Consider the following 25794-nt stretch of genomic DNA (forward strand, 5'->3'; position numbering starts at 1 on the left):
TATGAGAATTTCAGCTTGGTTTTATAGTATAAATCTTCAAAAGTCCTTTGATTTTTACAAAAAGGTTTTTGATCTTGATGAAGAAGATTTAAAAAGTTCAAAAGGTTTTTCTGTTCCAATTGGCAACCATTTCGAACTTAAAATAAGTACCGCAGAAAGACCTCTAAATACCGGAAATATTGAGATAAATGAAGCCAATATAGAGGAAACATATGAAAGATTTATTAAAAACAACGTTACCGAAACTTCAGAATCAAATCCTCACAAAATGAAAAGCGGCACATTCTCTGGCCCTTGGGAGTATCCCGGCGGAATGGCATTATTTTTAAGAGACCCTGATAATCATTCTATTCTCTTTATGGAGTGGTAATTGGAATTCATGTCGGAAACTTTTTTATATCTAACAACGAAATTTAAAATATTACAAAATCATGTCTGAATTAAGTTCTCTATTCTGTAAAGTAAAAATCACCAAACTTCAGCTTGACAAATTTTTAAGCAGTTCTCCCGAAAAACCAGAACTAAACGATAATTGGTTAAAATGGTGGGACAGCCGACAAATGTATTCTAAAATGGCTCTGACCAGCGAACTGCTTCGCTCTTATGATGATGATACCAATCAAGAAGTTCTTAACGGCTGGATGGAGTACAAACAAGCAATGGCTTTCTCAGATTATGATGAAACTGCCGAAGAATGGCATTGGGGAATGATGTTTTTTAGTGAAAACTATTTGGAAATGCTTCCAATGTTTGCTTTCATCATCAGTCTGGAAAAATATGTAAGTGAAAGTGTAGAAAATATGGCAATTGTTTTTCCTTTCTTTTGGGGAGACAATGGTGTTCATGTCTATATTCATTTTGAAGAAGGAAAAGCCATTTTAAGTCCAACGGTACAAACAACCTACGATATTAGTCCTGAAATGCTGACTTATACAAAAGAATACCTCAATAAAAAGTGGGATGACTTAACAAAAGATATGGATTTGGATTAAAAAACTCAATTATGGATATTACCCATTCTTTTACCGATTCTGTTTTTAAACAATATGTTCTGGAGAATTTCTCTCAGGATAAAACAACAATTCAAACAAATGATGTCGAAAAGATTGTTTCACTGGACTTGAGTGTCCAAAAGTTAAAAAATCTAAACGGATTAGAATATTTTACTTCCTTAAAAAGTTTAAACTGTTCTTATAATAAACTGCAGTCTGTTGATGTCAGCCGTAATTTGCAGTTAGAAGAATTAATCTGTAATGAGAATGAAATGCTGTCGCTTGATTTATCAGCCAATACAGCACTTCAGCATTTGAACTGCGGTTTCAATCGGTTAAAAAAAATAAACCTGAAAAACAATACGCTTTTAAAAGAATTTATCTGTCATTGGAACTTATTGACTGATCTTTCTACAGAAAACAATTCGCTTTTAGAAGAACTGGACTTTTCATACAATCACATTTTTGGAGTAGAATTAGGAGAAAAACCTCATCTTAAACATCTAGAATGCAGTCAGAACGGTTTATTGAATCTCGATTTGAGCGGATGTATTTCATTGCAAACCTTACGATGCAGTAATAATGTACTCAAACAGCTTAATCTCCAAAACAACAAAGAACTCGAAGATTTACATTGTTTTTATAATCATATTTCCATTTTAGATATTAGTCAAAATACAATGCTTAAAAGACTCTATTGTTCTGATAATAAAATAGCAGTCTTAGATACCAGCAATAATTCTAAATTAGAATCTTTAGATTACGCCAATAATCTTATAAAAGAAGAAGATTATATCATTGACGGAATTGCGGTTTTCAAATATGATATTTCGTCCTCTACCTATTCTGCTTCATTAGTTTTTGAAGATTCCGAACTTTACGTTTCAACAGAAGTCAGAACCAAAAAAGAAATCGAAAAATTAAGTCCAATCATTACAAAACTGTATAAAAATTTCGCTCAGCTTAATCAGGAAGCTTTGACATTTATTCAGCAAAAACATCCAGATGAAAACATTGAAACTCTAAAAGCTTCGGATATTATTTTTGATGATGAAGAATCCTTCAGAATAGGTTACGATGCCGGCGATTCTCCTGCCGGCAGGTTATTTTTATATGTTTCTTTTGATGCAAAACTTAAAATGAGCGATGAAATAATTTATGAGACGTATTGATTTTTTTTTACTAAAAAATAAACAAAGCCACTTCTTAAACAGAAGTGGCTTTGTTGTTTTAATCGCTCATTATTAACTTATTATAATATAATTATAACTTTTGCTGGCTCTCTTCCAATACTTCGGCTTTTAATTTTATTTTTCCGTACAACTTATGGTAATTATACCCATGAGAATAGGCTTTCGCCCTTTCAGGGCTTGAGTGACTATATTCTTTCTCTTCAATAGTGCGTTGCACTATCTTAGTGGTTGGGCTCTTTCAGAGCTGTTTTTATCTGGTTGTACAAAGGACAAAGAACAATTCAGCAACAAAATGGGCTGAAAGCCCAATAGATACTACCATAGTGCAAAGCGCTATAAGAGTAGACTTCCAAAATGGGCTGAAAGCCCCAAAGAGATTAACATAGTGCGAAGCGCTATGTAAAAAAAGAAAATCATCTTACCTAAAAGAGAAAAATTATGCCACAATCATTATACAAAGTATACGTACATCTAGTATTCAGCACAAAAAAGCGTTACCCCTTTATTGACGACGACATAAAAGAAAAACTATGGGCATATCTTGGAGGAATTTGCAAAGGGTTAGAATGCAATCCCATTCAGGTAGGAGGGTATAATGACCATGTTCATATTCTTTGTTTATTATCCAAAAAAATTACACAAATGAAATTGGTTGAAGAAGTAAAAAAACAATCATCGAAATGGATAAAAACAATAGATAGGCGTTATGCCAACTTTTACTGGCAGGATGGTTATGGTATTTTTTCTGTTAATCCCTCACAGTTAGAGATAGTGGTTAAATACATTAAAAATCAGGAAGAACATCATAAAAAAAAGACATTCAAAAAAGAGCTCTTAGCATTTTTAAATAAATATAATGTCGACTATGATGAACGATATCTTTGGGATTAGGTTTTCGCCCTTTCAAGACTGGATTAACTATATCAATTCTTTTTCCATGGCGCGTTACACCACTCTAATACTTGAGCTCTTTCAGAGCTGTTTTATGCACTTCTGTAAAAACAAATAAAATCTAACAATTTTCAAAACTGGGCTGAAAGCCCTAAAGACATTACCATAGTGCGAAGCGCTATGAAAGTAAAATCAAAGAGACATCATGCGCCCTGAAGGCAATAGCAAAAAAAAGCCTTTCTAGTAAATCTACTTACTTGAATAAAAAAGAAAATACAATCCTAAAATCATTGAAATAGTATTCTAAACCTACTCTTTTATATATTTAATATAATATTTCAAAAGATACATCGGAAAAAAAGCTAACGCGACAGGAACATACACACCCTGAAAAGCATCATCAAAATTTAATACCATTTTTTCCAACATAACTAAAAGAAAAGACGCAAGAATAGTAAATATCCAGTAAGTCTTTTTTTCATTTTCTTGGTCAAAATAAATAAATGCAGAAGAAATAAAGAGAAGAACATAGAGAATGAGGTTAACAAAAAAGACCATAATTCCAGCTTTTTTATCAAGATCATTTCTAAAATGATAATGTGTAAAGAATACTAATAAAATAAATCCAGCTATTAAATCTGAAATCAAAAATGTTCCCCACTTAACACTAACATAAGCAAAAATGGCTACGAAAACGAAGAAAACAAAATATCCAATCATATTGATTTTAATTTTTTTGTTTAAAAAGATTATTTAATCAAAAACCCCATTCGAATCGAGCCATAAAAATATCCTGCATTGGTATTGATTCCTGGATCATTTAGTTCTCTTCCACGGTAAAGAAAAGAATAGGAGATATTAAAATTGTTGTGTCGGTATTTTAAGCCAGCTTCAGCATTAAAACGAAGCGGATTCAAATCAAATGTAATCGGACTGGTGTCATTAAACATACTGCCTTCTATCGTGGCATCATAAAACTGATAATTGACACTTGGCATGGCATAAAAGTAGAACTCTCTAATATCCGTCTGAACCTGTGAGTTTACAGAAGCATGATACATATTAGAATCATAAATTGGAAGCAGTTTTTTAAATCCAATTCTCGCCATAAAACCAGTTGAAAGTCCTGTAAAAATAGTTCCTAAATTGGCTTCGGAATGAAAGTGCAAATCGACAAAATCATTGTGTTTGGAAGGGAACATTTTTTTAGAATACATTACATGCGCCTGGACAGCAAAAGCATTATGCAATTGATTTTCCCAGCCGTACACTTTTTTGTATCCAATAATTTTATGAAATCCAACCTGAGTTTCTTCTCCCAAAGCATTTGGCCCCATAAATCCTAACTGGAAATTAGTTTTTAAAACTGACTCGCTTTGATAAAAGAAGCTTCTGCCGGCTTCTGCAAAAAGATAAGCCGTAAAAGGACGATCGTTTATATCGATTGCTGTTTCATTAATAAATCTCGGATTATAGATATACTGTCCAACACGGAATTCTGTGACTTTCTTATTGATCTTTTCATTATCATTTTTTGATAAAAACCGATAAAAAAGTTCCAATCCGTTGGTATAATACATATCGTTTTTAGACGAAGTGTATAAATCATTGTCTGATATAAAACCTATTTCAGAAGTTTTTCCTTGTCCAAAAGTCAACGTTACGTTTAAGATCAGAAAAGCAAAAAGAGCTTTTTTACTTTTTCTCATCTCCTTTATAATTGATTTTTCCAACGTATCGCATTTCGCGGACAATTCGTTCTTTTCTTCTGTTAATATAGCTTGAAGAACCTGTAGCTTTAAATTTTCTCGGATTTGGAAGAATTGCTGCAATTCCCGCCGCCTGCATTGGCGTTAAACTAGAAGCATCTCGGCGGTACCAGTGTTCTGTTGCGGCATAAGCTCCGTAAACTCCGTCTCCCATTTCAATACTGTTTAGGTAAACTTCCATGATGCGTTCTTTACCCCAAATTAGTTCAATCAAAACAGTAAAATAAGCTTCGAGACCTTTACGGAAATAACTTTTACCCTGCCATAAAAAGACATTCTTAGCGGTTTGTTGTGAGATTGTACTTCCTCCACGAATTCGGCGTCCGCGTTCGTTGCTTTTATAGGCTTTTTGAAGCGCTTTAAAATCGAAACCGTTGTGTGTTAAAAAAGTGGCATCTTCGCTGGCAATAACTGCTTTTTGCAGATTCATGGAAATTTTTTCAATCGGTTCCCAGTCGTGATCAAAGTAAACCTCTTTTCCTGCCCATTTATTTTCGATAGCACGAATAAGCATTAATGGCGTAAACGGAACTGGAACATATTTAAAAAAGATAACCGACCCAATGGATATTCCAAAAAACCATAAAGCAGCTTTTATAAAAAACCATTTTATTCTTTCGCCCCAAGAACGATTTCCTTTTTTAGGAGCCGTTTTAGGTTTAGGTTTACTTGCGGTTGTTGTTTTTTTAATTGGTCTTTTGGTTACTCCCATTATATTAAATCTGCTAATTCTGTTCCTATTAAACTGCCTACTGCCACTCCCATTCCGCCCAAACGCACTCCACAAAACACGTTTTCAGACAGTTGAGTTACAACAGGATTTTTACTATTTCCGATTCCCATAATGCCACTCCAACGGTGCGCAATCTGAAAATCCTGATTCGGTAAAATTACATTTTTCAGTAAATCTTCCAATTTATTTTGGATAATTTTCGTGTTACCAAATTCGGTTGTAGTTTCACCTTCAAAATCCAGGTTTCTCCCTCCTCCTAATAAAATTCTATCGTTTATATTTCTAAAATAATAATAGCCTTTATCTAAATGAAACGTTCCTTTTATGTCTAAATTATGAATCGGTTCTGTAATTAAAACCTGTGCTCGGGCTGGTTTAACTGCTCCATTTGTGAGAGATCCGGCAAAACCATTTGTAGCAAAAAGCAGTTTTTGGGTTTTAAAACTAAAATCATTTAGAACTACTTCAGCATGATTTCCTGCATCTGCGTAAGAGGTTACGGTTTGCTGATTGAGAATTAAAATATTCTCTGAAACTGCTTGTCTTAGTAATTCCTGCATCATATTTCCGGTATCAATTTGTGCTTCAAACGGATTAAAAATTAAATAATCCTGAACATTTCCAAATCCAAATCGGTCTGTTTCTTTGGTAAAAACATCTGTTTTAAAAAGTGGTTTTAAGATTTCGTTGATAAACGGCATTCTCGAAATACATTCATTAAACCCGAATTCATCTTCTTTCAAAAACAATTCATAGCCACCATGAGGTTTAAAATCTATTGCCGAATCTCCAAGTTTTTTTCGAAGCAACTGCAAACCTTTCCATCGTTTTTCAATCAGAGTTACAACATCATCTTCTGAATGTGTTTTTAAATCTTCTAAAATTTCCGAAAGACTCCCGAAACAGGCAAAACCAGCATTTTTGGTACTCGCACCTTGCGGTAACATGCCTCTTTCCAAAACCAGAATTTTGGCTGCTGGAAATCTTTCGCGTAAGCGCAAAGCAGTATGCAGACCAACAATGCCACTTCCTACGATAGTGTAATCTACATTCGTGAACCAGTTTTTTAATTCCCAATAACTTAATTCCATTTTTAGAGTTTTTTATAAAAATAATGATTTTTTTTCCGCCACGAATTCACGGATTATATTTTGATAATCTTTGTGAATAAAAATTTGTGAATTCGTGGCGAAAAAAAATATCGCAGGTAAGTTTAGAATTTTAACAATAATTGAAATTTGAAATTTAACTAATTGGATTTTAAATGTTGTATTTTTAGCACCACAAAAAATAGAATAATTGATTATGAAAAAAGTAGTATTAACAACCTTAATAATGATGAGTTTAAATGCTATCGGACAGAATATGATGTCGCCGGAATTGTTATGGAAATTAGGAAGAGTGACACCTCTTGGCATTTCTAAAGATGCAAAAAATGTTGTTTTTAAAGTTTCTACGCCTTCTGTAGAAGAAAATAAATCGTCTTCAAAATTGTATACGATTCCTGTAACTGGAGGAAATGCAGTTGAAATTAAAGACACTAAAGACATCTTAACAGACAAAAACATTTCTCCTGACGGAAAATATGTTGTTTATAACGAAGAAGTAAAAATCGACAAAGTTTTAGGTAAAGATTTTTATCCAAACCTGACAAAATCGGATGCGCAAATCTACGACGGATTAGATTACCGTCATTGGGATACCTGGAACGAAGGGAAATTCAACCATGTTTTTTATAAAGAAAATAAAGACGGCGCAAAAGGAATCGATATCTTAAAAGGCGAAACTTTTGATTCTCCGCAAAAACCTTTCGGTGGTGACGAAGATTATATCTGGTCGCCAGACAGCAAAAGCATTTTGTACGTTTGCAAGAAAAAAGCAGGAACGGCTTATGCTATTTCTACCAATACCGATATTTATGAGTACAATCTGGAAACTCAAAAAACGGTTAATAAAACAGATGGTAATTTAGGTTACGATACAGCGCCACAATTTTCTCCAACAGGAAATTTAACTTGGTTGCAAATGAAACGTGACGGTTATGAGTCTGATAAAAATGATATTATTGTTGAGTTTAAAGGAATGAAACAAAACTTAACAGCAAACTGGGACGGAACTGTAGATAATTTTATCTGGAGCAAAGACGGAAAAACAGTATTTTTTGTAGCGCCAATTGATGGTACAAAACAAATTTTTTCGGTTAATTTTCCTGGCTTGACTAAAATCGCAATCAATGTTCAGCAATTGACAAAAGGAGATTTTGACGTAAATGATTTAGTTGGATTTGCCGGAGATGATATCATCGTGACTAGAACAGACATGAATCATGCTGGCGAAATTTTTTCTTTTAATTTAAAGAAAAACACTTGGAAACAACTTTCTAATGTAAATACAGAAACTTATAAATCATTAACGTTAAGCAAAACCGAAAGACGTTATGTTACCACAACCGACGGTAAAAAAATGTTGGTTTGGGTAATTCTTCCTCCAAATTTTGATGCTACAAAAAAATATCCAACTTTATTATACTGCCAAGGCGGCCCGCAAAGTGCATTGACACAATCGTATTCTTTCCGTTGGAATTTCTCATTAATGGCCGCTAAAGGTTATGTAGTCGTTGCACCAAATCGCCGTGGAATGCCAGGACATGGTGTAGAATGGAACGAGCAAATTAGTAAAGATTGGGGCGGACAAGTTATGGACGATTACCTTTCTGCAATTGATGATGTGGCTAAAGAAAGTTATGTTGACAAAAGCCGTTTAGGTTGCGTTGGAGCGAGCTATGGAGGATATTCTGTATTCTACTTAGCTGGAATTCATAAAAACCGTTTCAAAACTTTCATTGCTCACGATGGAGTTTTCAATACCGTTTCGATGTTAGGAACAACTGAAGAAGTTTTCTTTAACAACTGGGATTTTGGAGGCGCGTATTGGGAAAAAGATAATGCTGTTGCTCAAAAAGCCTACACCACTTTCAACCCTGCAACTTTGGTTCAGAACTGGAACCGACCTATTTTGATTTTCCAAGGCGGAAAAGATTTCCGTGTGCCAATCGGACAAGGACAAGAAGCTTTTCAGGCTGCGCAGTTAAGAGGAATCAAAAGCCGATTTGTATATTTCCCAGAAGAAAATCACTGGGTTTTAAAACCTCAAAATGCTCAGGTTTGGCAAGGTGAGTTTTTCAAATGGTTAAGCGAAACATTATAATCGTTAAAAAATTATAAATAACAGCCGTAGATTTTACATAATCTACGGCTGTTTTGCTTTATACACCTTACAATTATATAACATTATCAGTAGTTTCACTGTTCTTAAAACAGATTTTTTTAGATAAATTGCAGGACATTATAATCCCGAGATTTCGGGACCAAATTTCCCCAAAAACCTTTCAGTAAAATATGGAGACCAAAAAAAGTTACACCGCACTTAAAGTTTTATTCAGTTATGTCGCTTTGTTAGCTTTGGTGGTTACCGTTGGATGGTTTTTGTATTCGGAAAATGTCGTTTATAACAAACTGGAAGATAAAATTGCTTTCGAAAAAACCAAAATCCTTAAAGTCAGTAAACTTTTTTCTAATGTTTACAAAACGGAAAGTTTAGCCAGACAAACCATTCAAAGCAACTCCGAAAAAGATTTTAAAAATTATTTAATCGAAACCGATTCGCTTCGTCTTCGCCTTGATACTTTAAAACAAATTGTTACTACAGAATATCAAAAAACACTTTTGGATAGTGTGACTTTTCTTCTGTCTGAAAAGACCAAAAACATCAAGCAGTTAAAAGAAATCAAGAATAAAGCAGACGACGAAACTTCGGTTAATAATGCGATTGACGAAATCACAAAAATGGAGTTTAATTTAAGAAAGCTGGAACTTCAAGATTTTACAAAAAACCCAAATCAGTTAGGAAGTTATCAGCGTAGTGTTCTGCAACGCTATGTTGATTATCTAAATTCCAATATTCCGGATGACAGCACCAATACGCTGAGCAAAAAAGCTTCCGATTCTATTTTGGCGAATTCTAAAAAACTCTTAAGTACCGTAAAATTAAAAGCCGAAAAGAAAAAAGAATCTTTGAATTTTGAAGAAAATAAATTGCTTCAGAACGAAATGGCAATTTCTGATCAGCTTCGAAAAGTGCTTCGAATTATTGAAAGAGAAATCATCATCAATTCGATCAAAAATAATTCATTAAAAGAAAAATCTTTAAAAAGAGTCAACGAAATTGTAACTGCTTCTGCTGTTATCGGTTTATTGTTAACTGTATTTTTCTCTATTTTGATTGTGAGTGATTATTCTAAATCTCAGGTCTATAAAAAACAGTTAGAAATAGCCAATTTCAAGACCAAAAATCTGCTTAAAAGCCGAGAACAATTAATCTCTACTGTAAGCCACGATTTAAAAACACCTTTGAGCACCATTGTGGGATATTCTGAACTTTTAGGAAATTCAGATGTGAATACTAAGCAGTCTTATTTTATCAAAAACATCAAAAATTCATCTGAGTATATTACACAGCTGGTTCAGGATTTATTAGACTTCTCACAAATTGAGGCCGGAAAAATTTCGATTGAAAAAGTTCCGTTTTTACTTCCTGAAATCATTGAAGATGTTGCCCAAAATATCCATACTGTTTACAAGCAAAAAGATATTGATCTTATTATTAATGTTGATGAAAAATTTCAGAAACGCATCGTTGGTGATCCATTTCGATTAAAACAAATTCTGACCAACATTATCGGAAATGCTTATAAGTTTACAGAACAAGGTCATATACGAATTGCTGCTTACGCGGATGAAGAGGATACTTTTACTATTTCTATTCAAGATACTGGAATAGGAATTGAAAAAGCCAATCAGAAATTGGTTTTTGAAGAGTTTGCCCAAGCGAATGAAAACATTGAAAAAACATATGGAGGCACTGGTTTAGGATTATCTATCTGTAAAAAAATTATTTCTATTTTGGGTGGCAGTTTAAGCTTGGATAGTATTTTTGGAAAAGGAAGCACTTTTACAATTCAACTGCCTTTATTATTTGATAATAGCCAACCCAATTTAAATGAAGCAAATAAGACTTTAAGAAATACCAAAAAAAACACTTTTATTGTGGTTGATGATGATATTAATCTTTTGAATTTAACCAGCGGTGTTTTGAAACAGGAGCAACATCAGGTTTTTTCTTTTACTAATCCTATTAAAGCTTTAGAAACCATTCAAAATACACATTTTGATTTTGTGATTACTGACATTCAGATGCCGGAAATTGACGGTTTTATGTTTTTAGAAAAGCTAAAAGAACTTCCTGAAACTACTTTCAAAAACCAGCCTGTTATTGCACTTACAGGAAGAACCGATTTAGATCTTTCGGTTTATAAAGATGCTGGTTTTACAACGGTTGTCAAAAAGCCTTATTCGCCAAAAATTTTACTAGAAACTATCCAGCACATTTTGGATCATGAAGAAATTCCTGTTGCAGAAACAATAGAAAATGATGAAGATAATGCTTCTCAGATGTATTCGTTAGAAACTCTAAAGGACTTTCTAGGTCAGGATGATTCTGCTTTAAAAGAAGTTTTAAAATCTTTTATAGAAAACACTCATGATAATTTAAATCTTCTGAAAACAGCAGTAAGCGATACTAACCACGATGAAATAAAATCAATTTCGCACCGAATTGCTCCAATGTTCAGACAAATTCAGGCAAAAGAAATTGGAGAAATTTTAAAGACTTTGGAAAAAGAAGATTTAAATACGCTTGACATTAAAAGTATTTATTCTGATTTAGAACAAAAAATTATTGTTCTTTTTGAAGCATTAAAACAGGAAATATAAAAAAGAAAAAGCGCTTTAAATAAAGCGCTTTATTCTAATTCTATATTATATTGTTTCAATTTGTTGTAAAGTGTTTTTCGGGTAATTTTCAGAAGCTTGGCTGCTTCAGACTTATTGTTCTGCGCTTTCGATAAAGCATGAATAATGGCTTCTTTTTCATTTTCAGACAATGAAAAACTACCACTCCCTGCCGACTGCTTTTGAATTTGAAAGAATTCTGCAGGAAGCACATCACTTTCTATAAAATCGCCTCTAGACAAAAGAGTCGAACGTTTTACACAGTTTTGTAATTCACGTAAATTTCCCGGCCAACTATAATTTTGAAAAATCGAAACCACTTCTGGCGAAAATCCAATGATCTCTTTATTCAATTGTTCATTGGCTTTTTCAAGGAAATAATCGGCAAAAACCATTAAATCTTCATCGCGATCTTTTAAAGACGGAGACTGAATCGAAAACTCATTGATTCTATGGTATAAATCCTCTCTAAAATCGCCGTTTTTTACTGCCTCGCGTAAATCTTCATTGGTTGCTGTAATAATGCGTATATCGACGTTTATTTCTTTATTGCTTCCAACTGGTTTTATTTTTCTTTCCTGAAGCGCTCTCAACAACTGGATTTGATTTTCGTACGAAAGGTTTCCAATTTCATCCAAAAATAAAGTTCCACCATTAGCCGCTTCAAAATATCCCATTTTATCGCTGATTGCGCCAGTGAACGATCCTTTTAAGTGACCAAAGAATTCACTTGCAGCCAATTCTTTCGGAATCGCACCACAATCGACAGCTATAAAATTATTACTTTTTCTCTGACTCTGCTGATGAATGCTTTTCGCAATGATTTCTTTCCCTGTGCCGCTTTCGCCGATAATTAAAACCGACATATCTGTTGGGCTTACCAATTGAATATGATCCCAAAGTTTTTTAGAAGCAACCGAAATTCCTCTCACAAATTCATTTTCAGGAGAAGAAGCTGTTTTCTTTACTGCTTTTTTCTTTTTAGCAGGAGCTTCTGTTTCTTCTTCCTCTTCTTCTTTTGGAGTTTGCAATGCATTAGTAATCACAAGCAAAACCTCGTCAGGATTGAAAGGTTTCGAAATATAATCGGCCGCACCATTTTTTATGGCTTTAACTGCAGTATTAACATCAGAGTAGCCTGTCATTAAAACAACAGGAATATGTGGGTATTCGTTTTTAAATTCAGACATCAAACCAATACCGTCAGAATCAGGCAGGCGAAGGTCAGTCAAAATCAAATCAAAAGATTCGTTTTTAACCGCAGTACGTGCTTCTGCAGCAGAGAAAGCAATCGTTACATCAAACATTTTTTTAATTAGAAATTTTTCTAATAATTTACAAAACGCGATGTCATCTTCTATCAATAATATCTTGGGCATTTGCTTTTAGGGAGTTTTTTGCTAAAATAAGACTATTAAAATTGGATTTTCACAAAATTATGCAAAAAAAAAGAGATTGCACGACGCAATCTCTTTTTCACCAAAAACATAAATCTAAATTCACCTAATTATATCTTCAACCAGTTACCATTGACATCTGAGTAAACAGTAGCCTTTTGGTCTCCAACTGATATTTCTAGTTTGTACTCTTTTTTATCATTTACAAATGCTTTATCCAGTTTTGCTCCCGGATAAGCTGTCTGCAAAGCTGTTTTTACAGCTGCAGGCACAGCATCTACAGCAACTTCTGTGTATTCTGACTGAATAACTACAGTCGTTTTAGCATCTTCTGAAACAGGCAATACATTGGCATGAATTGACATTGTTCCTAGAAGGATAACTGCTGATAAGATTAACTTTTTCATGATGCTGATTTTTTTAATTATTTTTTGATGATATTACCAGAAGCATCTGTAAAAATAGTGTACTTCTTGTCTCCGCTTGAAATTTCAAGTTTGTACTCGTTTTTCGCGTTTTTATAAGCTTTTTCAAGCTTAGTATTCGGGAAAGATTTTTCAATTGTTGACTTCACTGCTGCCGGAACGGCGTCTGCAGCTACTTCAGTATATTCATCTTGAATTAGTACGGATTGAGTGATCGAAATCGCTGGAAGAACTGTGGCATTAACCGATAAACTTCCTAAAACAATCGCTGCTGATAAAACTAACTTTTTCATAATATTTATGGTTTAAATTATTTTTTAAGAATGTTTCCAGAAGCGTCTGTATAAACGATCGATTTTTCACCACGAACGGTTATCTCAATTTTGTACTCCTTTTTGTCATTTACCCATGCTTTTTCAAGCACTACACCAGGATAAGCTTCGTCTAAGCCTTTCTTTACAGCTGCCGGAACTCCGTCTACTTCTTTATATCCATCCTGATCATTAACTGTCTGCACCATTGGGCTGGTTGCAGCAGCGGTTTCTGCGTGCATCGACAAACTGCCTAAAACAATTGCTGCCGATAAGATTAACTTTTTCATAGTAATAGTTTTTTAGGGTTAGATTTAATTATTGTTTAATCCAAGTTCCGTCTGCGTTAGCAAAAAGATTTCCTGTTTTGTCTCCAACAGCTACTTCAAGCTTATACTCATTTTTAGTATTTTTAAACGCTTTTGTTAGAACTGCATCTGGATATGCTTTTTTAAGCGCATCTGTAATTGCAGTCGGAACTTCCACTACTTTAATTTCTGTATAATCATCTTGAATAGAGATTGTTTTTACGATAGTATTTGAAATTGGCGAAGTTGAAGCAAATGATGTTAAACCTCCCAAAACGATTGCGGCTGATAGAAATAAATTTTTCATGATAATTATATTTTAATGTTGTTAATTTGATCTTAGTATTCTTGATCTGGATTTTCACAAAACCTACAATTTAGATTATTTTTTAATCCAAGTTCCGTCTGCATTAGCGAAAAGATTTCCAACTTTGTCACCAACAGTAACATCAAGTTTATACTCAGATTTTTCGTTTTTATATGCTTTTGTAATCACAGCTTCTGGATATGCTTTTTTCAAAGCTTCCGAAATTGCTGCTGGTAATTCTTCTAGTTTGATTTCAGTGTATTCGTCTTCAATAGAAATCGTTTTTACGATTGTATTGTTTACTTGTGTAGTTGAAGCGAATGAAGTTAAACTTCCTAAGACAATTGCGGCTGATAAAAATAAATTTTTCATAACGTATATATTTAAATTAATAGTTGTTTACGCTTTAGATAATGAAATTATTATGCCGTAATGAAAAAGAACTGTGCCAAACCTCGTAAAGACTTGTTTTTAAAGGCTTTTATGAGATATACCAAAAAAAGGTAAAAAGTAAAAAGGTGTGTAAAAGAGAAAAAAGGTGTGTAATAAGTAAACACTTAAAGTGTAACCTTATGAAATTTTCTAGTTGAAAGTTTCAGGTTTGAAGTTTCAAGTTGAATCAAAAGAACGTATTCAAAACTTATATAAAGAAAAAAGGCTGTCAAAAAAAATTGACAGCCTTCTATAATTATTCTGGATTATTCATTTTAAATGTATCCATAAATGCAGTTGTATAATCTCCTGCAATATATTTTGGATCATCCATTAATTGTCTGTGGAAAGGAATTGTAGTTTTCACACCTTCGATTACGAACTCATCCAAAGCTCTTCGCATTTTGCTAATCGCTTCTTCACGAGATTGTGCCGTTGTAATTAACTTAGCAATCATAGAGTCGTAGTTTGGCGGAATACTATATCCTGAGTAAACGTGAGTATCTAAACGTACTCCGTGTCCTCCTGGCATATGAAGCGTAGTAATTTTTCCTGGTGAAGGACGAAAATCGTTATAAGGATCTTCAGCGTTAATACGACATTCGATAGCGTGTAATTCTGGAAGGTAGTTTTTACCTGAAATCGGAATTCCAGCAGCCACCATAATCTGCTCACGAATCAAATCATAATCAATAACTTGTTCTGTGATTGGGTGCTCTACTTGAATACGAGTATTCATTTCCATGAAATAGAAGTTTCTGTGTTTGTCAACCAAAAACTCTACAGTTCCAGCTCCTTCATATTTAATGAATTCAGCAGCTTTTACAGCAGCTTCCCCCATTCTAGCACGAAGTTCGTCTGTCATAAACGGAGAAGGAGTTTCTTCCGTTAATTTTTGGTGACGACGTTGTACAGAACAATCTCTTTCAGAAAGGTGGCAAGCTTTACCATAAGCATCACCAACAACTTGAATTTCGATATGACGTGGCTCTTCAATAAGTTTCTCCATGTACATTCCGTCATTTCCAAATGCTGCAGCAGCTTCTTGGCGCGCGCTTTCCCAAGCTTTTAAAAGCTCTTCTTCTTTCCAGATGGCACGCATTCCTTTTCCACCACCACCAGCAGTAGCTTTCATCATTACTGGATAGCCAATTTCTTTAGCTGTTTTTTGCGCATGTTCGTAAGATTCTAATAATCCATCTGAACCTGGTACACAAGGAACTCCTGCCGCTTTCATTGTCGCTTTTGCAGAAGCTTTATCTCCCATACGGTCGATCATTTCAGGAGCTGCACCAATAAATTTGATTCCGTGCTCTTGACAAATTTTAGAGAATTTAGCATTCTCAGAAAGAAATCCATAACCTGGATGAATTGCATCTGCATTTGTAATTTCTGCAGCTGCAATAATATTTGACATTTTCAAATACGATAAGTTACTCGGAGGAGGGCCAATACAAACCGCTTCGTCAGCAAATTTAACGTGTAAACTTTCTGCGTCGGCTGTAGAGTAAACTGCAACAGTTTTGATTCCCATTTCCTTACATGTACGAATTACACGTAGTGCAATTTCTCCTCTATTCGCAATTAATATTTTTTTAAACATCTTATTTTAATTAGATAATTAGACAATTTGAGAATTAGATAATTTTAGATGTCTGCGATATTAATTCTGCCAGATCAATCTAAAATCTAAAATCTAAAATCTAAATTTATTTATGATGGATCTACTAAGAATAAAGGTTGATCAAATTCAACTGGAGACATATCGTCAACAAGAATTTTTACAATTTTACCAGAAACTTCAGATTCGATTTCGTTGAATAATTTCATTGCTTCAATTACGCAAAGAACATCACCTTTAGATACAGTACTTCCCACTTCTGTGAAAACTGGTTTGTCTGGAGATGGTTTTCTATAGAATGTTCCAATGATTGGAGATTTTATAGTGATATATTTAGAATCGTTAGCAGCTGGTGCTTCTGGAGTTACATTTACAACTGTTGGAGCTGTAACTTGTGGCACTTGTGCTTGAGGTAAAGCTGCCTGAGCAGGTAATTGCTGTACGTAAGTTGCCTCAGTTACATTTGTTTCTAAAGTTGTTCTGATTGTGATTTTTACATCATCCATTTCTAACTTCACTTCTGCAACGCCCGAATTTGCAACAAATTTGATTAGGTTTTGAATTTCTTTTAAATCCATAATGATTCGTTTTTAGTTTTAATTTAATTCTTATCGTAAGCCCATTTTAAATAGATAGATCCCCAAGTGAATCCACCACCAAAAGCGGCAAAAATAACATTATCTCCTTTTTTAAGCTTATGCTCAAAATCTGCTAATACTAATGGTAGAGTTCCAGAAGTAGTATTACCATATCTTTCGATGTTTACCAACACTTTAGAATCGTCCAATTCTAATCTGCCTGCAGTAGCATCAATAATACGTTTGTTCGCTTGATGCGGCACCAAGAAGTCAACATCTTGATTAGTCAAATTGTTTCTTTGTAAGATCAATTCGCTTGCATCAGCCATATTAGTAACAGCATATTTGAAAACAGTTTTCCCGTCTTGCATAATATTGTGCTGTCTGTTTTTTACAGTTTCTTCGCTAGGCGGAATCAAAGAACCTCCCGCAGGGATTTTAAGAAAATCGCGTCCTACACCATCACTTCTTAAATATTCGTCCTGTAAGCCTAAGCCTTCATAATTTGGTTCAAAAAGAACAGCACCTGCTCCATCTCCAAAAATAATACAAGTCGCTCTATCTGTATAATCTACAATTGACGACATTTTATCAGCACCAATTAGCAGCACTTTTTTGTAACGTCCAGATTGTACATAAGCTGCCGCAGTTGACATTCCGTATAAGAAACTTGAACAAGCTGCTTGTAAATCGTAGGCAAATGCATTTGTAGCGCCAATTTCTGTAGCAACAAATACTCCTGTAGAAGCCACCATCATATCTGGTGTTGCCGTTGCCATGATAACCATATCAATCTCTAAAGGATCAATATTTGCTTTTGCAATTAAATCTTGTGCTGCTTTTATAGCAAGGTAAGATGTTCCTTTATCAGCATCTTTTAGAATTCTTCTTTCTTTAATTCCTGTTCGAGTAGTAATCCACTCGTCATTGGTATCAACCATTGTTTCTAACACTTTGTTGGTAAGAACAAAGTCAGGAACATAAGCTCCAACAGCGGTAATTGCGGCTGTGATTGTATTCATTATATTCTATTATTTCCTCTCAAATTATGATTAATTTGAAAAATTTTTAAAAGACTCGAAAATTACAAAAAAAAACGTAACGAATTTGTCTATATTTTCCTAAAAAACGAAAATTATAACCAACAAAAAAAACTCTCACTATGTGAGAGTTCCAGTATAATTTACAAAAACGTATTAAGCAACCGCTTCAGATTTATCGATAACAACTTGCCCTCTGTAGTACATTTTACCTTCATGCCAGTAAGCTCTGTGGTATAAATGTGCTTCTCCAGTAATTGGACATGTAGCGATTTGAGCTACAGTAGCTTTATAATGTGTTCTTCTCTTATCTCTTCTTGTTTTCGAGGTCTTTCTCTTAGGATGTGCCATTTTACTATATTATTTATCCGTTAATAGTTTCTTTAATTTTTCCCAACGCGGGTCAATATCTTCTTCTTTGTTACTCTCTTCCTTTTGTTCTTTTACACTCAATTCATTCAATTTAGTTAAAGCTTCCGTTTGCAGACTTCCATCTTTAACTCCTGGATGAATTCTTTTTTGAGGTACAGAAAGCGCGATCATTTCATAAATATACTGCGCAATATCTATCTCATGTTCACCATGTGGTAAAATCAACAATTCTTCATTATCATTATTGAACTCATCTCCAAAGCGAACAATTAACTTCATTTTTCCCTTTATAGGTAAATCAAAATCTTCGCCTGTTAGATCACAAGGCACATTTACTGTTCCTTTATGTTTGAATTCTAACTCTAACATAGTACTCTTCTTTTCGAAAAGCAACTTGACTTTAATATCTGAACTTTGAAACTCTTCATAATCAAAATTCTTAAAAAAATCATTATTTATCTGATACTCAAAATGGTGTTTTCCTAGTTTTAATCCTACGAAAGGAATTAAAAATTCTTTTGTTTTGCTCATTTCAACATCAATTTGAACAATTCAGTTCTAAAACTAGATATCTGAATTGGGGTGCAAAGATATAAAATTATTATAAATCTAATAATCTTATTCACCTTTTTTTGTTTATAACTGTTTTTCTTTTATTTTAAGAGGTTTTTGGCTAATCTCCTCATACTGATTACGCGAGCGAAAAATATCGATCGCAAGATAGACTGCTTCTTTAAACGAATTGTAATCTGCCATATCTTTTCCAGCAATATCGTAAGCTGTTCCATGATCTGGAGATGTTCTTACTTTATCTAAACCTGCTGTATAATTGACTCCTTTTCCAAAAGACAAGGTTTTAAACGGAATTAATCCTTGATCGTGATACATGGCTACGATAGCATCATATTTCTCGTACTGACCACTTCCAAAAAAACCATCCGCCGGAAATGGCCCAAAAACCATTGTTCCTGAATCGAATATTTTCTTTAATGTTGGTTTTAAAACCAAATCATCTTCTTTTCCAATCACACCACCATCTCCAGCATGCGGATTCAATCCTAAAACTGCTATTTTCGGTTTAACAATACTAAAATCCTGAATCAAAGATTTTCTGATCGTTTCTATTTTTTTAGTAATTAATTCTTCTGTTAAATGAGAAGCCACTTCATTTAAAGGCACATGATCTGTTATCAATCCTACCCTTAAATTATCCTGCACCATCATCATCAGTGCATTTCCTTCTAATTGCTGATCCAGATAATCAGTATGTCCTGGAAATTTAAAATCTTCCGATTGTATATTGTATTTATTTATTGGCGCTGTGACCAACACATCAATTTCACCTTCTTTCAATGCTTTCGTTGCGGCAACGAATGATTTGATCGCATATTCTCCAATCTTTGGATCATTGGTTCCTAAATTAATATCTACTCCTTCTCTCCAAAGATTTAAGACATTTACTTTTCCAGGAATAACCTGCTCCAGCTTATCAACTCCATGAAATTGAACTGTAGAAGCAAAACTTTTTCTAACAAAAGAAAGAATTTTAGCATTTGCAAAAATAACCGGCGTGCATAATTCTAACATACGAGAATCTTCGAATGTTTTCAATATAACTTCGCTTCCAATACCGTTTAAATCTCCTACTGAAATTCCAACAATTATATTTTCTGCTTTTTTATTCATGAGCTCAGTGTATTTATTACTAATTTTGATGTGCAAATTTAGTAAAATAAAACCACAATGTTCACAGGAATTATAGAAACACTCGGCAGGATCCACGAAATTCAGAAAGATCAAAACAATCTTCATATAACAGTTGACTCTTCGATAACACACGAATTAAAAATAGATCAAAGCGTTTCGCATAACGGAATCTGTCTTACAGTAGTAGCCATTAAAGATTCTCTTTATACTGTAACGGCTATTGACGAAACGATCTTAAAAACTAATATTGGCGATTGGAAGGTTGACGATATCGTTAATTTAGAAAGAGGAATGAAGCTGGGCGATCGTCTGGACGGACATATTGTACAAGGTCACGTAGACCAAACCGGAACCTGCATTAAAATCGAAGAAGCAAACGGAAGCTGGAATTATACTTTTGAATACAACAAAGACCTAAACAACATTACTATCGAAAAAGGTTCAATTACTGTAAACGGAGTAAGTTTAACCGTTGTTAATTCTAAAACAAATGAATTTAGTGTTTCCATTATCCCTTATACTTTTGAACACACTAACTTTAAAGATTTCAAAGTTGGAACAAAAATCAACCTTGAATTTGATGTAGTTGGGAAATACATTTCAAGACTGTATTCAATCAACAAATAAGATATTTTTTCTCCACAAAAAAAGCTTCAAATTAATTTGAAGCTTTTTTTGTTTGGTTTCTATAAATTACGGTAGCTCCTAAAGCTAAACCGCCAATTAACAACATCATTATATTCTGATCGATTGGCAAACGCTCACCTCCGCCTCCTATTCCGTCGTCATCTAGATCATCAGTAGCATTTTCAGAACCTGCATTACGAGCCGACGCACCTGGAGGTGGCGGATTATTGTAAGCAGATACAATCGAAATGTTTAATAGTATTAATGCAAATGCTAAAAATGGGGCTTTTAGATTTTTCATAAATTCAAACTGTTACTTGGAGCAGGCTTATAATTATTTTACAAACTTATTTAAATAGAAATTTCGTACAAATTGCATTTTACCTGCAAAATCTTCGACAAAAGTAGAAGTTTTTTAAACAAAAGCAACTTTTAAAACAAAAAACATCCAACAAATTTTAACATTTTCTCTCTTAACCATCTCAATCCCTTTCAGAAAACGTTGTAGACCATAAAAACCTCATTTTCACGACTCTCTACAAATTTTATTTCGTTATAAGAAATTCCTGATTTAAAAAAAAAAACTCTCTTTGTATCTAAAATGAAATCTCTTTTTTTAAATTACGAAATAAATTGTTTTTTGGATCTTTCACAGTCCATTTTCCATGCATTTTATCAAAATTCAAATACTCAAAAGCATAATAGCTCCTTCAATTCTAGCCACACACACTTCTAATTCCTTCTCAATTTGCTTACTCCAAAATCTTAAAACCGTCCAATCTTCTGAAACAAGAAAAGCATTCACTTCTTGATCTCTTTTTATATTTCTTTCAATTTTAGGAATCCAATAGTCACGATTGGATTTAATTCGCAATTGCTGCGTTTCCCAATCTTTTCCATGAAAAAATTCGCTGTCGACAAAAATCGCAAGTTTGTATTTAGCAAAAGTTATATCAGGCCGGCCAAACACTTTTTTATTATTCTTCCGATATCGATGCCCGAGATTCCATAAAGCTTGGGCAAGCCGTACCTCGCCCTTTGTTCCAGTGCTTTTTATGGCCTGCATATTCTTACTCCTTTGAGGAGGAGTTAAATTATCCATCTTAAGATTAAATTTGTTTCTGATAGATAAAGTTACATTATTTTTAAGGAAAGGAGATTTTATTTTGAAAACATCCAAAAACAAAAAAGCCTCTACATTTCTGTAAAGGCTTTCTGTTTCTAAATAAAAGTGGTCCCACCTGGGCTCGAACCAGGGACCACCTGATTATGAGTCAGGTGCTCTAACCAGCTGAGCTATAGGACCGGTTTAGAGGATGCAATATTACTACTATTTTTCATTCACTCCAAATATTTTAAGACATCATTTGAATTTAATTTTAAAACTTTTGTTGAATCCGAAAAACGAAATTGATTTTCAACATCTTATTTAAAAATTAAAATGACATTTTTTTATTTTATTTCTTGGCAAAGCTCCACTAAAACACCATTTGTGTTCTTTGGATGCAGAAAAACGACTAGTTTATTATCGGCTCCTTTCTTCGGAACTTCATTGATCAGTACAAAACCTTCCTTTTTCAATCGGGTGATTTCTGCTTCGATATCATCAACATCAAAAGCGATATGATGAATTCCTTCTCCTTTTTTTTCTAGAAATTTAGCAATCGGACTTTCGGGATTGGTCGCCACCAAAAGTTCGATCTTATTGTTTCCTGTCTGAAAAAAAGAAGTCAGCACTCCTTCGCTTTCTACGGCTTCCATTTTATAAGATGGAACGCCAAGCATTTTTTCGAACAAAACATTGGCGTCGTCAATGTTTTTTACTGCAATCCCGATATGTTCAATCTTATTTACCATCGTTTCAAATTTATTGATTCACATACGTATTAAAATAACCGCATTCCGCAATTACATCCTGATAATATTTAGTATCTGAATAGTCTTTTTTCAAAGCCTTGAATGAGTTCCAAGCTATAAAATTAACCTTATCATCTTGAATTTCCCAATAACTATTTATCGCGCTATATTTTTTGTTGTAATAATCATTACGTTCACATTTCGAAATCAGATACAAACATTTTGCTTTTTGTTCTTTGTTGGATGCCGCTTCAAAAGCTTTTTGATAATACATTTTTGAAACCGAATTATTAGTAATCATTTCTTTCATCGGATTTCTAAACGAATAAGGACTCGATCCGTAACCTACAATACTAATTTCGTAAAATGTTCTTCCGTTTCCAAAATGAGAGATATTATAAAATGCATTTCCAAGCAAAAGACTGTTGGTATAAACATCTTCTTTCTTTGCTAACTTATCCTGCATTTCTTTTATGGTTGTCAAGAAATCCATATAAGTGTATTTTCTTTTTTGATAAGCGACATGATCACAATCGTGGCAATCTTTAATGCTTCCGTTAAACGGATTTCCTAAAAACTTATAATATTGAACTGAGTCGGCTTGTTTCATAAACTCAATTGCCTCTGGGATTTTATTTTTGAAAGTAGCTTGAACTGCTTGAAAATTATTAATGTCTTTTAATTTCAAACTATAAATCCCAGCACCAATTTTCTCGATTTCGGTTTTATTCGATTTCTCCATAAAACTTTTCATAGCCAATAAATCTTTTTCATTATCATAAAATGTGTTTCCACTATTCCAATAACTATAAGGCGATTCACTAAACAATTCCGTCATTACAGGATTTGATTTTGATTTGTATAAAGCAGCCAAATAGTTTTTACTCCATTGCGAAGCATTTTGATAACGGAATTCACTTCCTTTATACGTTTTTGGCAATTCAAAATAAAGCCAGTTCAAATCGGCTAAAACGGTTTTGACATTACTATCATCCAATTTATCTATTTTGCTCATATTATTTACAAAACGAAGCAATCTGATTTGATAACGCGCCAACTCCGTTTTCGGAAGTGTTTTTTCTGCTTTAGTATAATTTTTATCTGCATTAGTATAATCTCCTTTTAAAGTCTGAAGATAACCAATCGCAATATCCCACAAATACGGTCTCTGCGTATTTCCTGCAGCCGAAATTTTAGCAATTAAATCTAAAGCACTATTATCAATTTTTGATTTGTTTTCAGTTTTGTTTTCGGCAATACTCTGTGGTCTTCTCGGCTGGTCTTGACTTCCATCCTTTTGAAACGAATTATTGATTTTTTGTTCTAATGAATTTACCAAACGAGTTCCTAAATAATTTAAATGCTCGCTTTTTGGATCTATTTCATAAATCTTTTCAATGGCTTGTTTTTCATCTTTATAATAACCGTGAATGGCCCAAAGCGCCGCTTTTTCATTATTATTTTTCGCCATTGCTAAAGCTTTTGTCCAATCGGATTCGTTTTTCGGTCGAAAACTATATGCTGTTACCACACGCAATTCTGGACATTTATCAAAAACCTGCGCATACAAATAATTCGAAACCGCATATTTTTTCTGCTTAAAATTGATTCCCGCTACATAAGCCAAAGCACGATAATACAAAGTATTTTTGGCAACAGAACTCTCTGTTTTATTAAAAAAGTCAATCGCTTTTTGTTTGTCATTGCTATAAAAACGAGCTTTCATGGTTAAAAACCAATATCTGTTTTTCAAGAAAGGATCAGACATCGTATTATATACATTTTCGATTGACTGAATCATTTTGGCATCCTTGAACGTTTTCTCCACAACTGGATCATAACTCCAATAATCTTGACCAATAGATACCGTTTCTATTTTTTGAGCCAAATACAAAAACTCGACAAAGTTTTTAATTTTATCATCTTTCAAATTGATCTTTTTTCCCCATTTTAGAGAGCTCTTATTCTCTTTCTTGGTTTTATAAAACACATGAAGATCTTCAATTTCTTCTTTGTTTTTGATTGTATTTTTATCATCAGAATAATAGCTTGGGCGCTCATCTCCGATCAAGAAATAATTTACCGTCGTTGTATCAGCCTTTCCTTTAAGATAATCGGCCCAATCTGATTTTATGTTTTTATTGAAACGAGAATTGTGCTGCGTATCAAAACCAATTCCGTAAAAAATTCCGCCTGATAAAAATAAAGGCGAATAGGATTTGTCTGCAAAAGTTTCAGGCGTAAAATTAGAATTGTAGCCAAAGAAATCCCAATCGTCTCCGCCAGCGCAGGCATAAATGATTCCGTATATCGAAAGTAAAGCAAGGCTAAAACTTAGAAATAACTTGTTCAAAAATATTCTTTTCATAATGGTTTAAATTGAATTCGTCTAAATCGTAAAATATAATTTCGTTTGGTTTTGCAGGCAGATTTTCATCCAAATCTTCTGCCATTTCTTTTAAATCTTTTGTTGCAATTTCTTCTATTTTCAACAGATCGTTTTCTTCATAGAAAATTCCGTTTTTATAATTAGACTTTTTAACTCTAAAAAAAATAGAATGTGTTTTTTCAAAATTTGAATCTTGTAGCAACTCTTTTGTATTCATTTTAGAACGCAGTCCGATTACTTTATTATTTCTAATGTGAACTCCCCAAGAATAAATCGGCAGAGCCAAATCAAGATGAAGCGGATATTTTTTTAAACTACTCAAATATTTTTCAGCGACTTTTTGATCGTAAATTGAATTTAGAGAATCCGATGCAATTGATCCCATATTGTAATACATTAAAACGCCTGAATCGACATTTGGAATTTTTGTCTTTTTAAAATATTTAACCTGATGGAGTCGAATTGTAGCCGAAAGTTTTTTCTTCGAAAGTTTCTTAAAAACTTCTATAAACTTTAAATAATTCTCTTTACTTTTTAATGTCCAATCGCAGTCAATTTGAATTTCCTGACACACAATTTTGTTTTTCGAATTGATTTGTTCTATAAAACCAAACGTTTTCTCTGCCAGCTCATTTACATCTAAATTCGGCTCAAGCATTACTTTATTCTGAATAAAAACGACAGGAACAATCGTAAATCCGTTTAGATTTTCATCAAAGCGTATCGGACTAATTGGAATAGGCTGTTTTGTTTCGGGTTGAAGTCCAATATCAAAATAACGGACATAAAGTTTTTTAACCTGATTATCTTTCAAAACTTCTTTCTCTTTTTCAGAAAATTTGAAGATTGTTTTCCAGTAATAAAAAGAAATAACTGGATTTTCGGTTTTACTGCACGATAGCAGTAAAAAGAAAAATAGAACTGGAAAAATTCGTTTTAACAAAACCTAAAAATTACATTTGAAATCAAAAGTAAGAAATTATGCCGTTTTAAAAT

Annotated in this window: 28 protein-coding genes and 1 tRNA gene; 7 read left to right on the forward strand and 22 right to left on the reverse strand. The window is 33.4% G+C overall.

Annotated elements, in window-relative coordinates; all coding sequences use genetic code 11:
* The first annotated feature begins 1 nt into the window (after position 1).
* The 4 genes from P2W65_RS03200 (at position 2) to tnpA (ending at position 3076) form a co-directional block, all read left to right on the forward strand.
* Complete coding sequence (locus P2W65_RS03200; protein ID WP_289663509.1) at positions 2-370, forward strand: VOC family protein; 369 nt, start codon at positions 2-4, stop codon at positions 368-370.
* A 61-nt stretch (positions 371-431) separates the two neighbouring features.
* A complete protein-coding gene (locus P2W65_RS03205) occupies positions 432-992 on the forward strand; it encodes a hypothetical protein (RefSeq protein WP_289663511.1) in 561 nt (186 codons plus the stop codon).
* An 11-nt stretch (positions 993-1003) separates the two neighbouring features.
* Positions 1004-2164, forward strand: coding sequence for a leucine-rich repeat domain-containing protein (locus P2W65_RS03210; RefSeq protein ID WP_289663512.1), 1161 nt, complete (start codon positions 1004-1006; stop codon positions 2162-2164).
* Positions 2165-2623: 459 nt separating this feature from the next.
* Positions 2624-3076: an IS200/IS605 family transposase gene (gene tnpA, locus P2W65_RS03215; protein WP_289663514.1), complete on the forward strand. Its 453-nt coding sequence runs from the start codon at positions 2624-2626 to the stop codon at positions 3074-3076.
* Between the two features lie 309 nt (positions 3077-3385).
* Here the strand turns inward: tnpA and P2W65_RS03220 are convergent, their stop codons facing one another.
* From P2W65_RS03220 to P2W65_RS03235, 4 genes are read right to left on the reverse strand one after another with little or no spacing between them, the layout of a single operon-like run.
* The gene (locus tag P2W65_RS03220; RefSeq protein ID WP_289663516.1) at positions 3386-3796 is read right to left on the reverse strand and encodes a hypothetical protein; all 411 of its coding nucleotides are present in this window, start codon (positions 3794-3796) and stop codon (positions 3386-3388) included.
* Positions 3797-3825: 29 nt separating this feature from the next.
* The gene (locus tag P2W65_RS03225) at positions 3826-4785 is read right to left on the reverse strand and encodes a lipid A deacylase LpxR family protein (RefSeq protein ID WP_289663517.1); all 960 of its coding nucleotides are present in this window, start codon (positions 4783-4785) and stop codon (positions 3826-3828) included.
* Complete coding sequence (mtgA, locus tag P2W65_RS03230; RefSeq protein ID WP_289663519.1) at positions 4772-5557, reverse strand: monofunctional biosynthetic peptidoglycan transglycosylase; 786 nt, start codon at positions 5555-5557, stop codon at positions 4772-4774. The genes P2W65_RS03225 and mtgA overlap by 14 nt, the downstream gene beginning before the upstream one ends.
* Entirely contained in the window at positions 5557-6669 is a 1113-nt protein-coding gene (locus P2W65_RS03235) for an NAD(P)/FAD-dependent oxidoreductase (RefSeq protein WP_289663520.1), read from the reverse strand. Before P2W65_RS03235 ends, mtgA begins: the two co-directional genes overlap by 1 nt.
* 214 nt (positions 6670-6883) lie before the next feature.
* On the opposite strand from P2W65_RS03235, the gene P2W65_RS03240 reads away from it, so the two are divergent.
* Positions 6884-8785, forward strand: a complete 1902-nt coding sequence (locus P2W65_RS03240) for a S9 family peptidase (protein ID WP_289663521.1) — start codon at positions 6884-6886, stop codon at positions 8783-8785.
* A 191-nt stretch (positions 8786-8976) separates the two neighbouring features.
* Positions 8977-11409 (forward strand): hybrid sensor histidine kinase/response regulator, encoded by a 2433-nt coding sequence (locus tag P2W65_RS03245; protein ID WP_289663522.1) that lies wholly within the window; start codon positions 8977-8979, stop codon positions 11407-11409.
* Positions 11410-11438: 29 nt separating this feature from the next.
* Here P2W65_RS03245 and P2W65_RS03250 read toward each other — a convergent pair whose 3' ends face one another.
* The 12 genes from P2W65_RS03250 to pdxA form a co-directional block, all read right to left on the reverse strand.
* Positions 11439-12806 (reverse strand): sigma-54-dependent transcriptional regulator, encoded by a 1368-nt coding sequence (locus P2W65_RS03250; RefSeq protein ID WP_289663523.1) that lies wholly within the window; start codon positions 12804-12806, stop codon positions 11439-11441.
* Between the two features lie 128 nt (positions 12807-12934).
* On the reverse strand, positions 12935-13231 hold the full coding sequence (locus P2W65_RS03255) for a hypothetical protein (protein ID WP_289663525.1): 297 nt from the start codon (positions 13229-13231) through the stop codon (positions 12935-12937).
* A gap of 17 nt (positions 13232-13248) precedes the next feature.
* The gene (locus tag P2W65_RS03260; protein WP_109190852.1) at positions 13249-13542 is read right to left on the reverse strand and encodes a PepSY-like domain-containing protein; all 294 of its coding nucleotides are present in this window, start codon (positions 13540-13542) and stop codon (positions 13249-13251) included.
* Positions 13543-13559: 17 nt separating this feature from the next.
* On the reverse strand, positions 13560-13850 hold the full coding sequence (locus P2W65_RS03265) for a hypothetical protein (protein ID WP_289663527.1): 291 nt from the start codon (positions 13848-13850) through the stop codon (positions 13560-13562).
* A gap of 28 nt (positions 13851-13878) precedes the next feature.
* Positions 13879-14175, reverse strand: a complete 297-nt coding sequence (locus P2W65_RS03270) for a hypothetical protein (protein ID WP_289663528.1) — start codon at positions 14173-14175, stop codon at positions 13879-13881.
* Positions 14176-14250: 75 nt separating this feature from the next.
* On the reverse strand, positions 14251-14547 hold the full coding sequence (locus tag P2W65_RS03275) for a hypothetical protein (RefSeq protein ID WP_289663529.1): 297 nt from the start codon (positions 14545-14547) through the stop codon (positions 14251-14253).
* Between the two features lie 316 nt (positions 14548-14863).
* Entirely contained in the window at positions 14864-16210 is a 1347-nt protein-coding gene (accC, locus tag P2W65_RS03280) for an acetyl-CoA carboxylase biotin carboxylase subunit (RefSeq protein WP_179001924.1), read from the reverse strand.
* A 110-nt stretch (positions 16211-16320) separates the two neighbouring features.
* Positions 16321-16806, reverse strand: a complete 486-nt coding sequence (gene accB, locus P2W65_RS03285) for an acetyl-CoA carboxylase biotin carboxyl carrier protein (RefSeq protein ID WP_091494574.1) — start codon at positions 16804-16806, stop codon at positions 16321-16323.
* Between the two features lie 23 nt (positions 16807-16829).
* Complete coding sequence (locus P2W65_RS03290) at positions 16830-17828, reverse strand: beta-ketoacyl-ACP synthase III (RefSeq protein WP_179001926.1); 999 nt, start codon at positions 17826-17828, stop codon at positions 16830-16832.
* Positions 17829-18002: 174 nt separating this feature from the next.
* Complete coding sequence (rpmF, locus tag P2W65_RS03295; RefSeq protein WP_008465217.1) at positions 18003-18197, reverse strand: 50S ribosomal protein L32; 195 nt, start codon at positions 18195-18197, stop codon at positions 18003-18005.
* A gap of 9 nt (positions 18198-18206) precedes the next feature.
* Positions 18207-18749: a YceD family protein gene (locus P2W65_RS03300; RefSeq protein ID WP_179001928.1), complete on the reverse strand. Its 543-nt coding sequence runs from the start codon at positions 18747-18749 to the stop codon at positions 18207-18209.
* A gap of 105 nt (positions 18750-18854) precedes the next feature.
* On the reverse strand, positions 18855-19904 hold the full coding sequence (pdxA, locus tag P2W65_RS03305; protein WP_289663537.1) for a 4-hydroxythreonine-4-phosphate dehydrogenase PdxA: 1050 nt from the start codon (positions 19902-19904) through the stop codon (positions 18855-18857).
* Between the two features lie 57 nt (positions 19905-19961).
* Between pdxA and P2W65_RS03310 the strand changes: the two genes are divergently transcribed.
* Positions 19962-20552, forward strand: coding sequence for a riboflavin synthase (locus P2W65_RS03310; protein ID WP_289663538.1), 591 nt, complete (start codon positions 19962-19964; stop codon positions 20550-20552).
* A 31-nt stretch (positions 20553-20583) separates the two neighbouring features.
* On the opposite strand, the gene P2W65_RS03315 is transcribed toward P2W65_RS03310, so the two are convergent.
* From P2W65_RS03315 to P2W65_RS03340, 6 genes are all read right to left on the reverse strand, one after another.
* A complete protein-coding gene (locus P2W65_RS03315; RefSeq protein WP_289663539.1) occupies positions 20584-20853 on the reverse strand; it encodes a hypothetical protein in 270 nt (89 codons plus the stop codon).
* 381 nt (positions 20854-21234) lie between these two features.
* Complete coding sequence (locus tag P2W65_RS03320; RefSeq protein ID WP_289663541.1) at positions 21235-21654, reverse strand: very short patch repair endonuclease; 420 nt, start codon at positions 21652-21654, stop codon at positions 21235-21237.
* 130 nt (positions 21655-21784) lie between these two features.
* A tRNA-Ile gene (locus tag P2W65_RS03325) sits at positions 21785-21858 on the reverse strand.
* Between the two features lie 146 nt (positions 21859-22004).
* Positions 22005-22409 (reverse strand): methylmalonyl-CoA epimerase, encoded by a 405-nt coding sequence (gene mce, locus P2W65_RS03330; protein ID WP_289663542.1) that lies wholly within the window; start codon positions 22407-22409, stop codon positions 22005-22007.
* A 10-nt stretch (positions 22410-22419) separates the two neighbouring features.
* On the reverse strand, positions 22420-24777 hold the full coding sequence (locus P2W65_RS03335) for a hypothetical protein (protein WP_289663543.1): 2358 nt from the start codon (positions 24775-24777) through the stop codon (positions 22420-22422).
* Positions 24737-25741, reverse strand: coding sequence for a hypothetical protein (locus P2W65_RS03340; RefSeq protein WP_289663544.1), 1005 nt, complete (start codon positions 25739-25741; stop codon positions 24737-24739). The genes P2W65_RS03335 and P2W65_RS03340 overlap by 41 nt, the downstream gene beginning before the upstream one ends.
* Positions 25742-25794 lie beyond the last annotated feature (53 nt).

It is taken from the genome of Flavobacterium panacagri (assembly GCF_030378165.1).
Classification (GTDB): domain Bacteria; phylum Bacteroidota; class Bacteroidia; order Flavobacteriales; family Flavobacteriaceae; genus Flavobacterium; species Flavobacterium panacagri.

Bases quoted from the DNA above. Each gene is read 5' to 3' on its own strand.
- P2W65_RS03200 (WP_289663509.1), top strand. From the start codon at position 2: ATGAGAATTTCAGCTTGGTTTTATAGTATAAATCTTCAAAAGTCCTTT.
- P2W65_RS03205 (WP_289663511.1), top strand. From the start codon at position 432: ATGTCTGAATTAAGTTCTCTATTCTGTAAAGTAAAAATCACCAAACTT.
- P2W65_RS03210 (WP_289663512.1), top strand. From the start codon at position 1,004: ATGGATATTACCCATTCTTTTACCGATTCTGTTTTTAAACAATATGTT.
- tnpA (WP_289663514.1), top strand. From the start codon at position 2,624: ATGCCACAATCATTATACAAAGTATACGTACATCTAGTATTCAGCACA.
- P2W65_RS03220 (WP_289663516.1), bottom strand. From the start codon at position 3,796: ATGATTGGATATTTTGTTTTCTTCGTTTTCGTAGCCATTTTTGCTTAT.
- P2W65_RS03225 (WP_289663517.1), bottom strand. From the start codon at position 4,785: ATGAGAAAAAGTAAAAAAGCTCTTTTTGCTTTTCTGATCTTAAACGTA.
- mtgA (WP_289663519.1), bottom strand. From the start codon at position 5,557: ATGGGAGTAACCAAAAGACCAATTAAAAAAACAACAACCGCAAGTAAA.
- P2W65_RS03235 (WP_289663520.1), bottom strand. From the start codon at position 6,669: ATGGAATTAAGTTATTGGGAATTAAAAAACTGGTTCACGAATGTAGAT.
- P2W65_RS03240 (WP_289663521.1), top strand. From the start codon at position 6,884: ATGAAAAAAGTAGTATTAACAACCTTAATAATGATGAGTTTAAATGCT.
- P2W65_RS03245 (WP_289663522.1), top strand. From the start codon at position 8,977: ATGGAGACCAAAAAAAGTTACACCGCACTTAAAGTTTTATTCAGTTAT.
- P2W65_RS03250 (WP_289663523.1), bottom strand. From the start codon at position 12,806: ATGCCCAAGATATTATTGATAGAAGATGACATCGCGTTTTGTAAATTA.
- P2W65_RS03255 (WP_289663525.1), bottom strand. From the start codon at position 13,231: ATGAAAAAGTTAATCTTATCAGCAGTTATCCTTCTAGGAACAATGTCA.
- P2W65_RS03260 (WP_109190852.1), bottom strand. From the start codon at position 13,542: ATGAAAAAGTTAGTTTTATCAGCAGCGATTGTTTTAGGAAGTTTATCG.
- P2W65_RS03265 (WP_289663527.1), bottom strand. From the start codon at position 13,850: ATGAAAAAGTTAATCTTATCGGCAGCAATTGTTTTAGGCAGTTTGTCG.
- P2W65_RS03270 (WP_289663528.1), bottom strand. From the start codon at position 14,175: ATGAAAAATTTATTTCTATCAGCCGCAATCGTTTTGGGAGGTTTAACA.
- P2W65_RS03275 (WP_289663529.1), bottom strand. From the start codon at position 14,547: ATGAAAAATTTATTTTTATCAGCCGCAATTGTCTTAGGAAGTTTAACT.
- accC (WP_179001924.1), bottom strand. From the start codon at position 16,210: ATGTTTAAAAAAATATTAATTGCGAATAGAGGAGAAATTGCACTACGT.
- accB (WP_091494574.1), bottom strand. From the start codon at position 16,806: ATGGATTTAAAAGAAATTCAAAACCTAATCAAATTTGTTGCAAATTCG.
- P2W65_RS03290 (WP_179001926.1), bottom strand. From the start codon at position 17,828: ATGAATACAATCACAGCCGCAATTACCGCTGTTGGAGCTTATGTTCCT.
- rpmF (WP_008465217.1), bottom strand. From the start codon at position 18,197: ATGGCACATCCTAAGAGAAAGACCTCGAAAACAAGAAGAGATAAGAGA.
- P2W65_RS03300 (WP_179001928.1), bottom strand. From the start codon at position 18,749: ATGAGCAAAACAAAAGAATTTTTAATTCCTTTCGTAGGATTAAAACTA.
- pdxA (WP_289663537.1), bottom strand. From the start codon at position 19,904: ATGAATAAAAAAGCAGAAAATATAATTGTTGGAATTTCAGTAGGAGAT.
- P2W65_RS03310 (WP_289663538.1), top strand. From the start codon at position 19,962: ATGTTCACAGGAATTATAGAAACACTCGGCAGGATCCACGAAATTCAG.
- P2W65_RS03315 (WP_289663539.1), bottom strand. From the start codon at position 20,853: ATGAAAAATCTAAAAGCCCCATTTTTAGCATTTGCATTAATACTATTA.
- P2W65_RS03320 (WP_289663541.1), bottom strand. From the start codon at position 21,654: ATGGATAATTTAACTCCTCCTCAAAGGAGTAAGAATATGCAGGCCATA.
- mce (WP_289663542.1), bottom strand. From the start codon at position 22,409: ATGGTAAATAAGATTGAACATATCGGGATTGCAGTAAAAAACATTGAC.
- P2W65_RS03335 (WP_289663543.1), bottom strand. From the start codon at position 24,777: ATGAAAAGAATATTTTTGAACAAGTTATTTCTAAGTTTTAGCCTTGCT.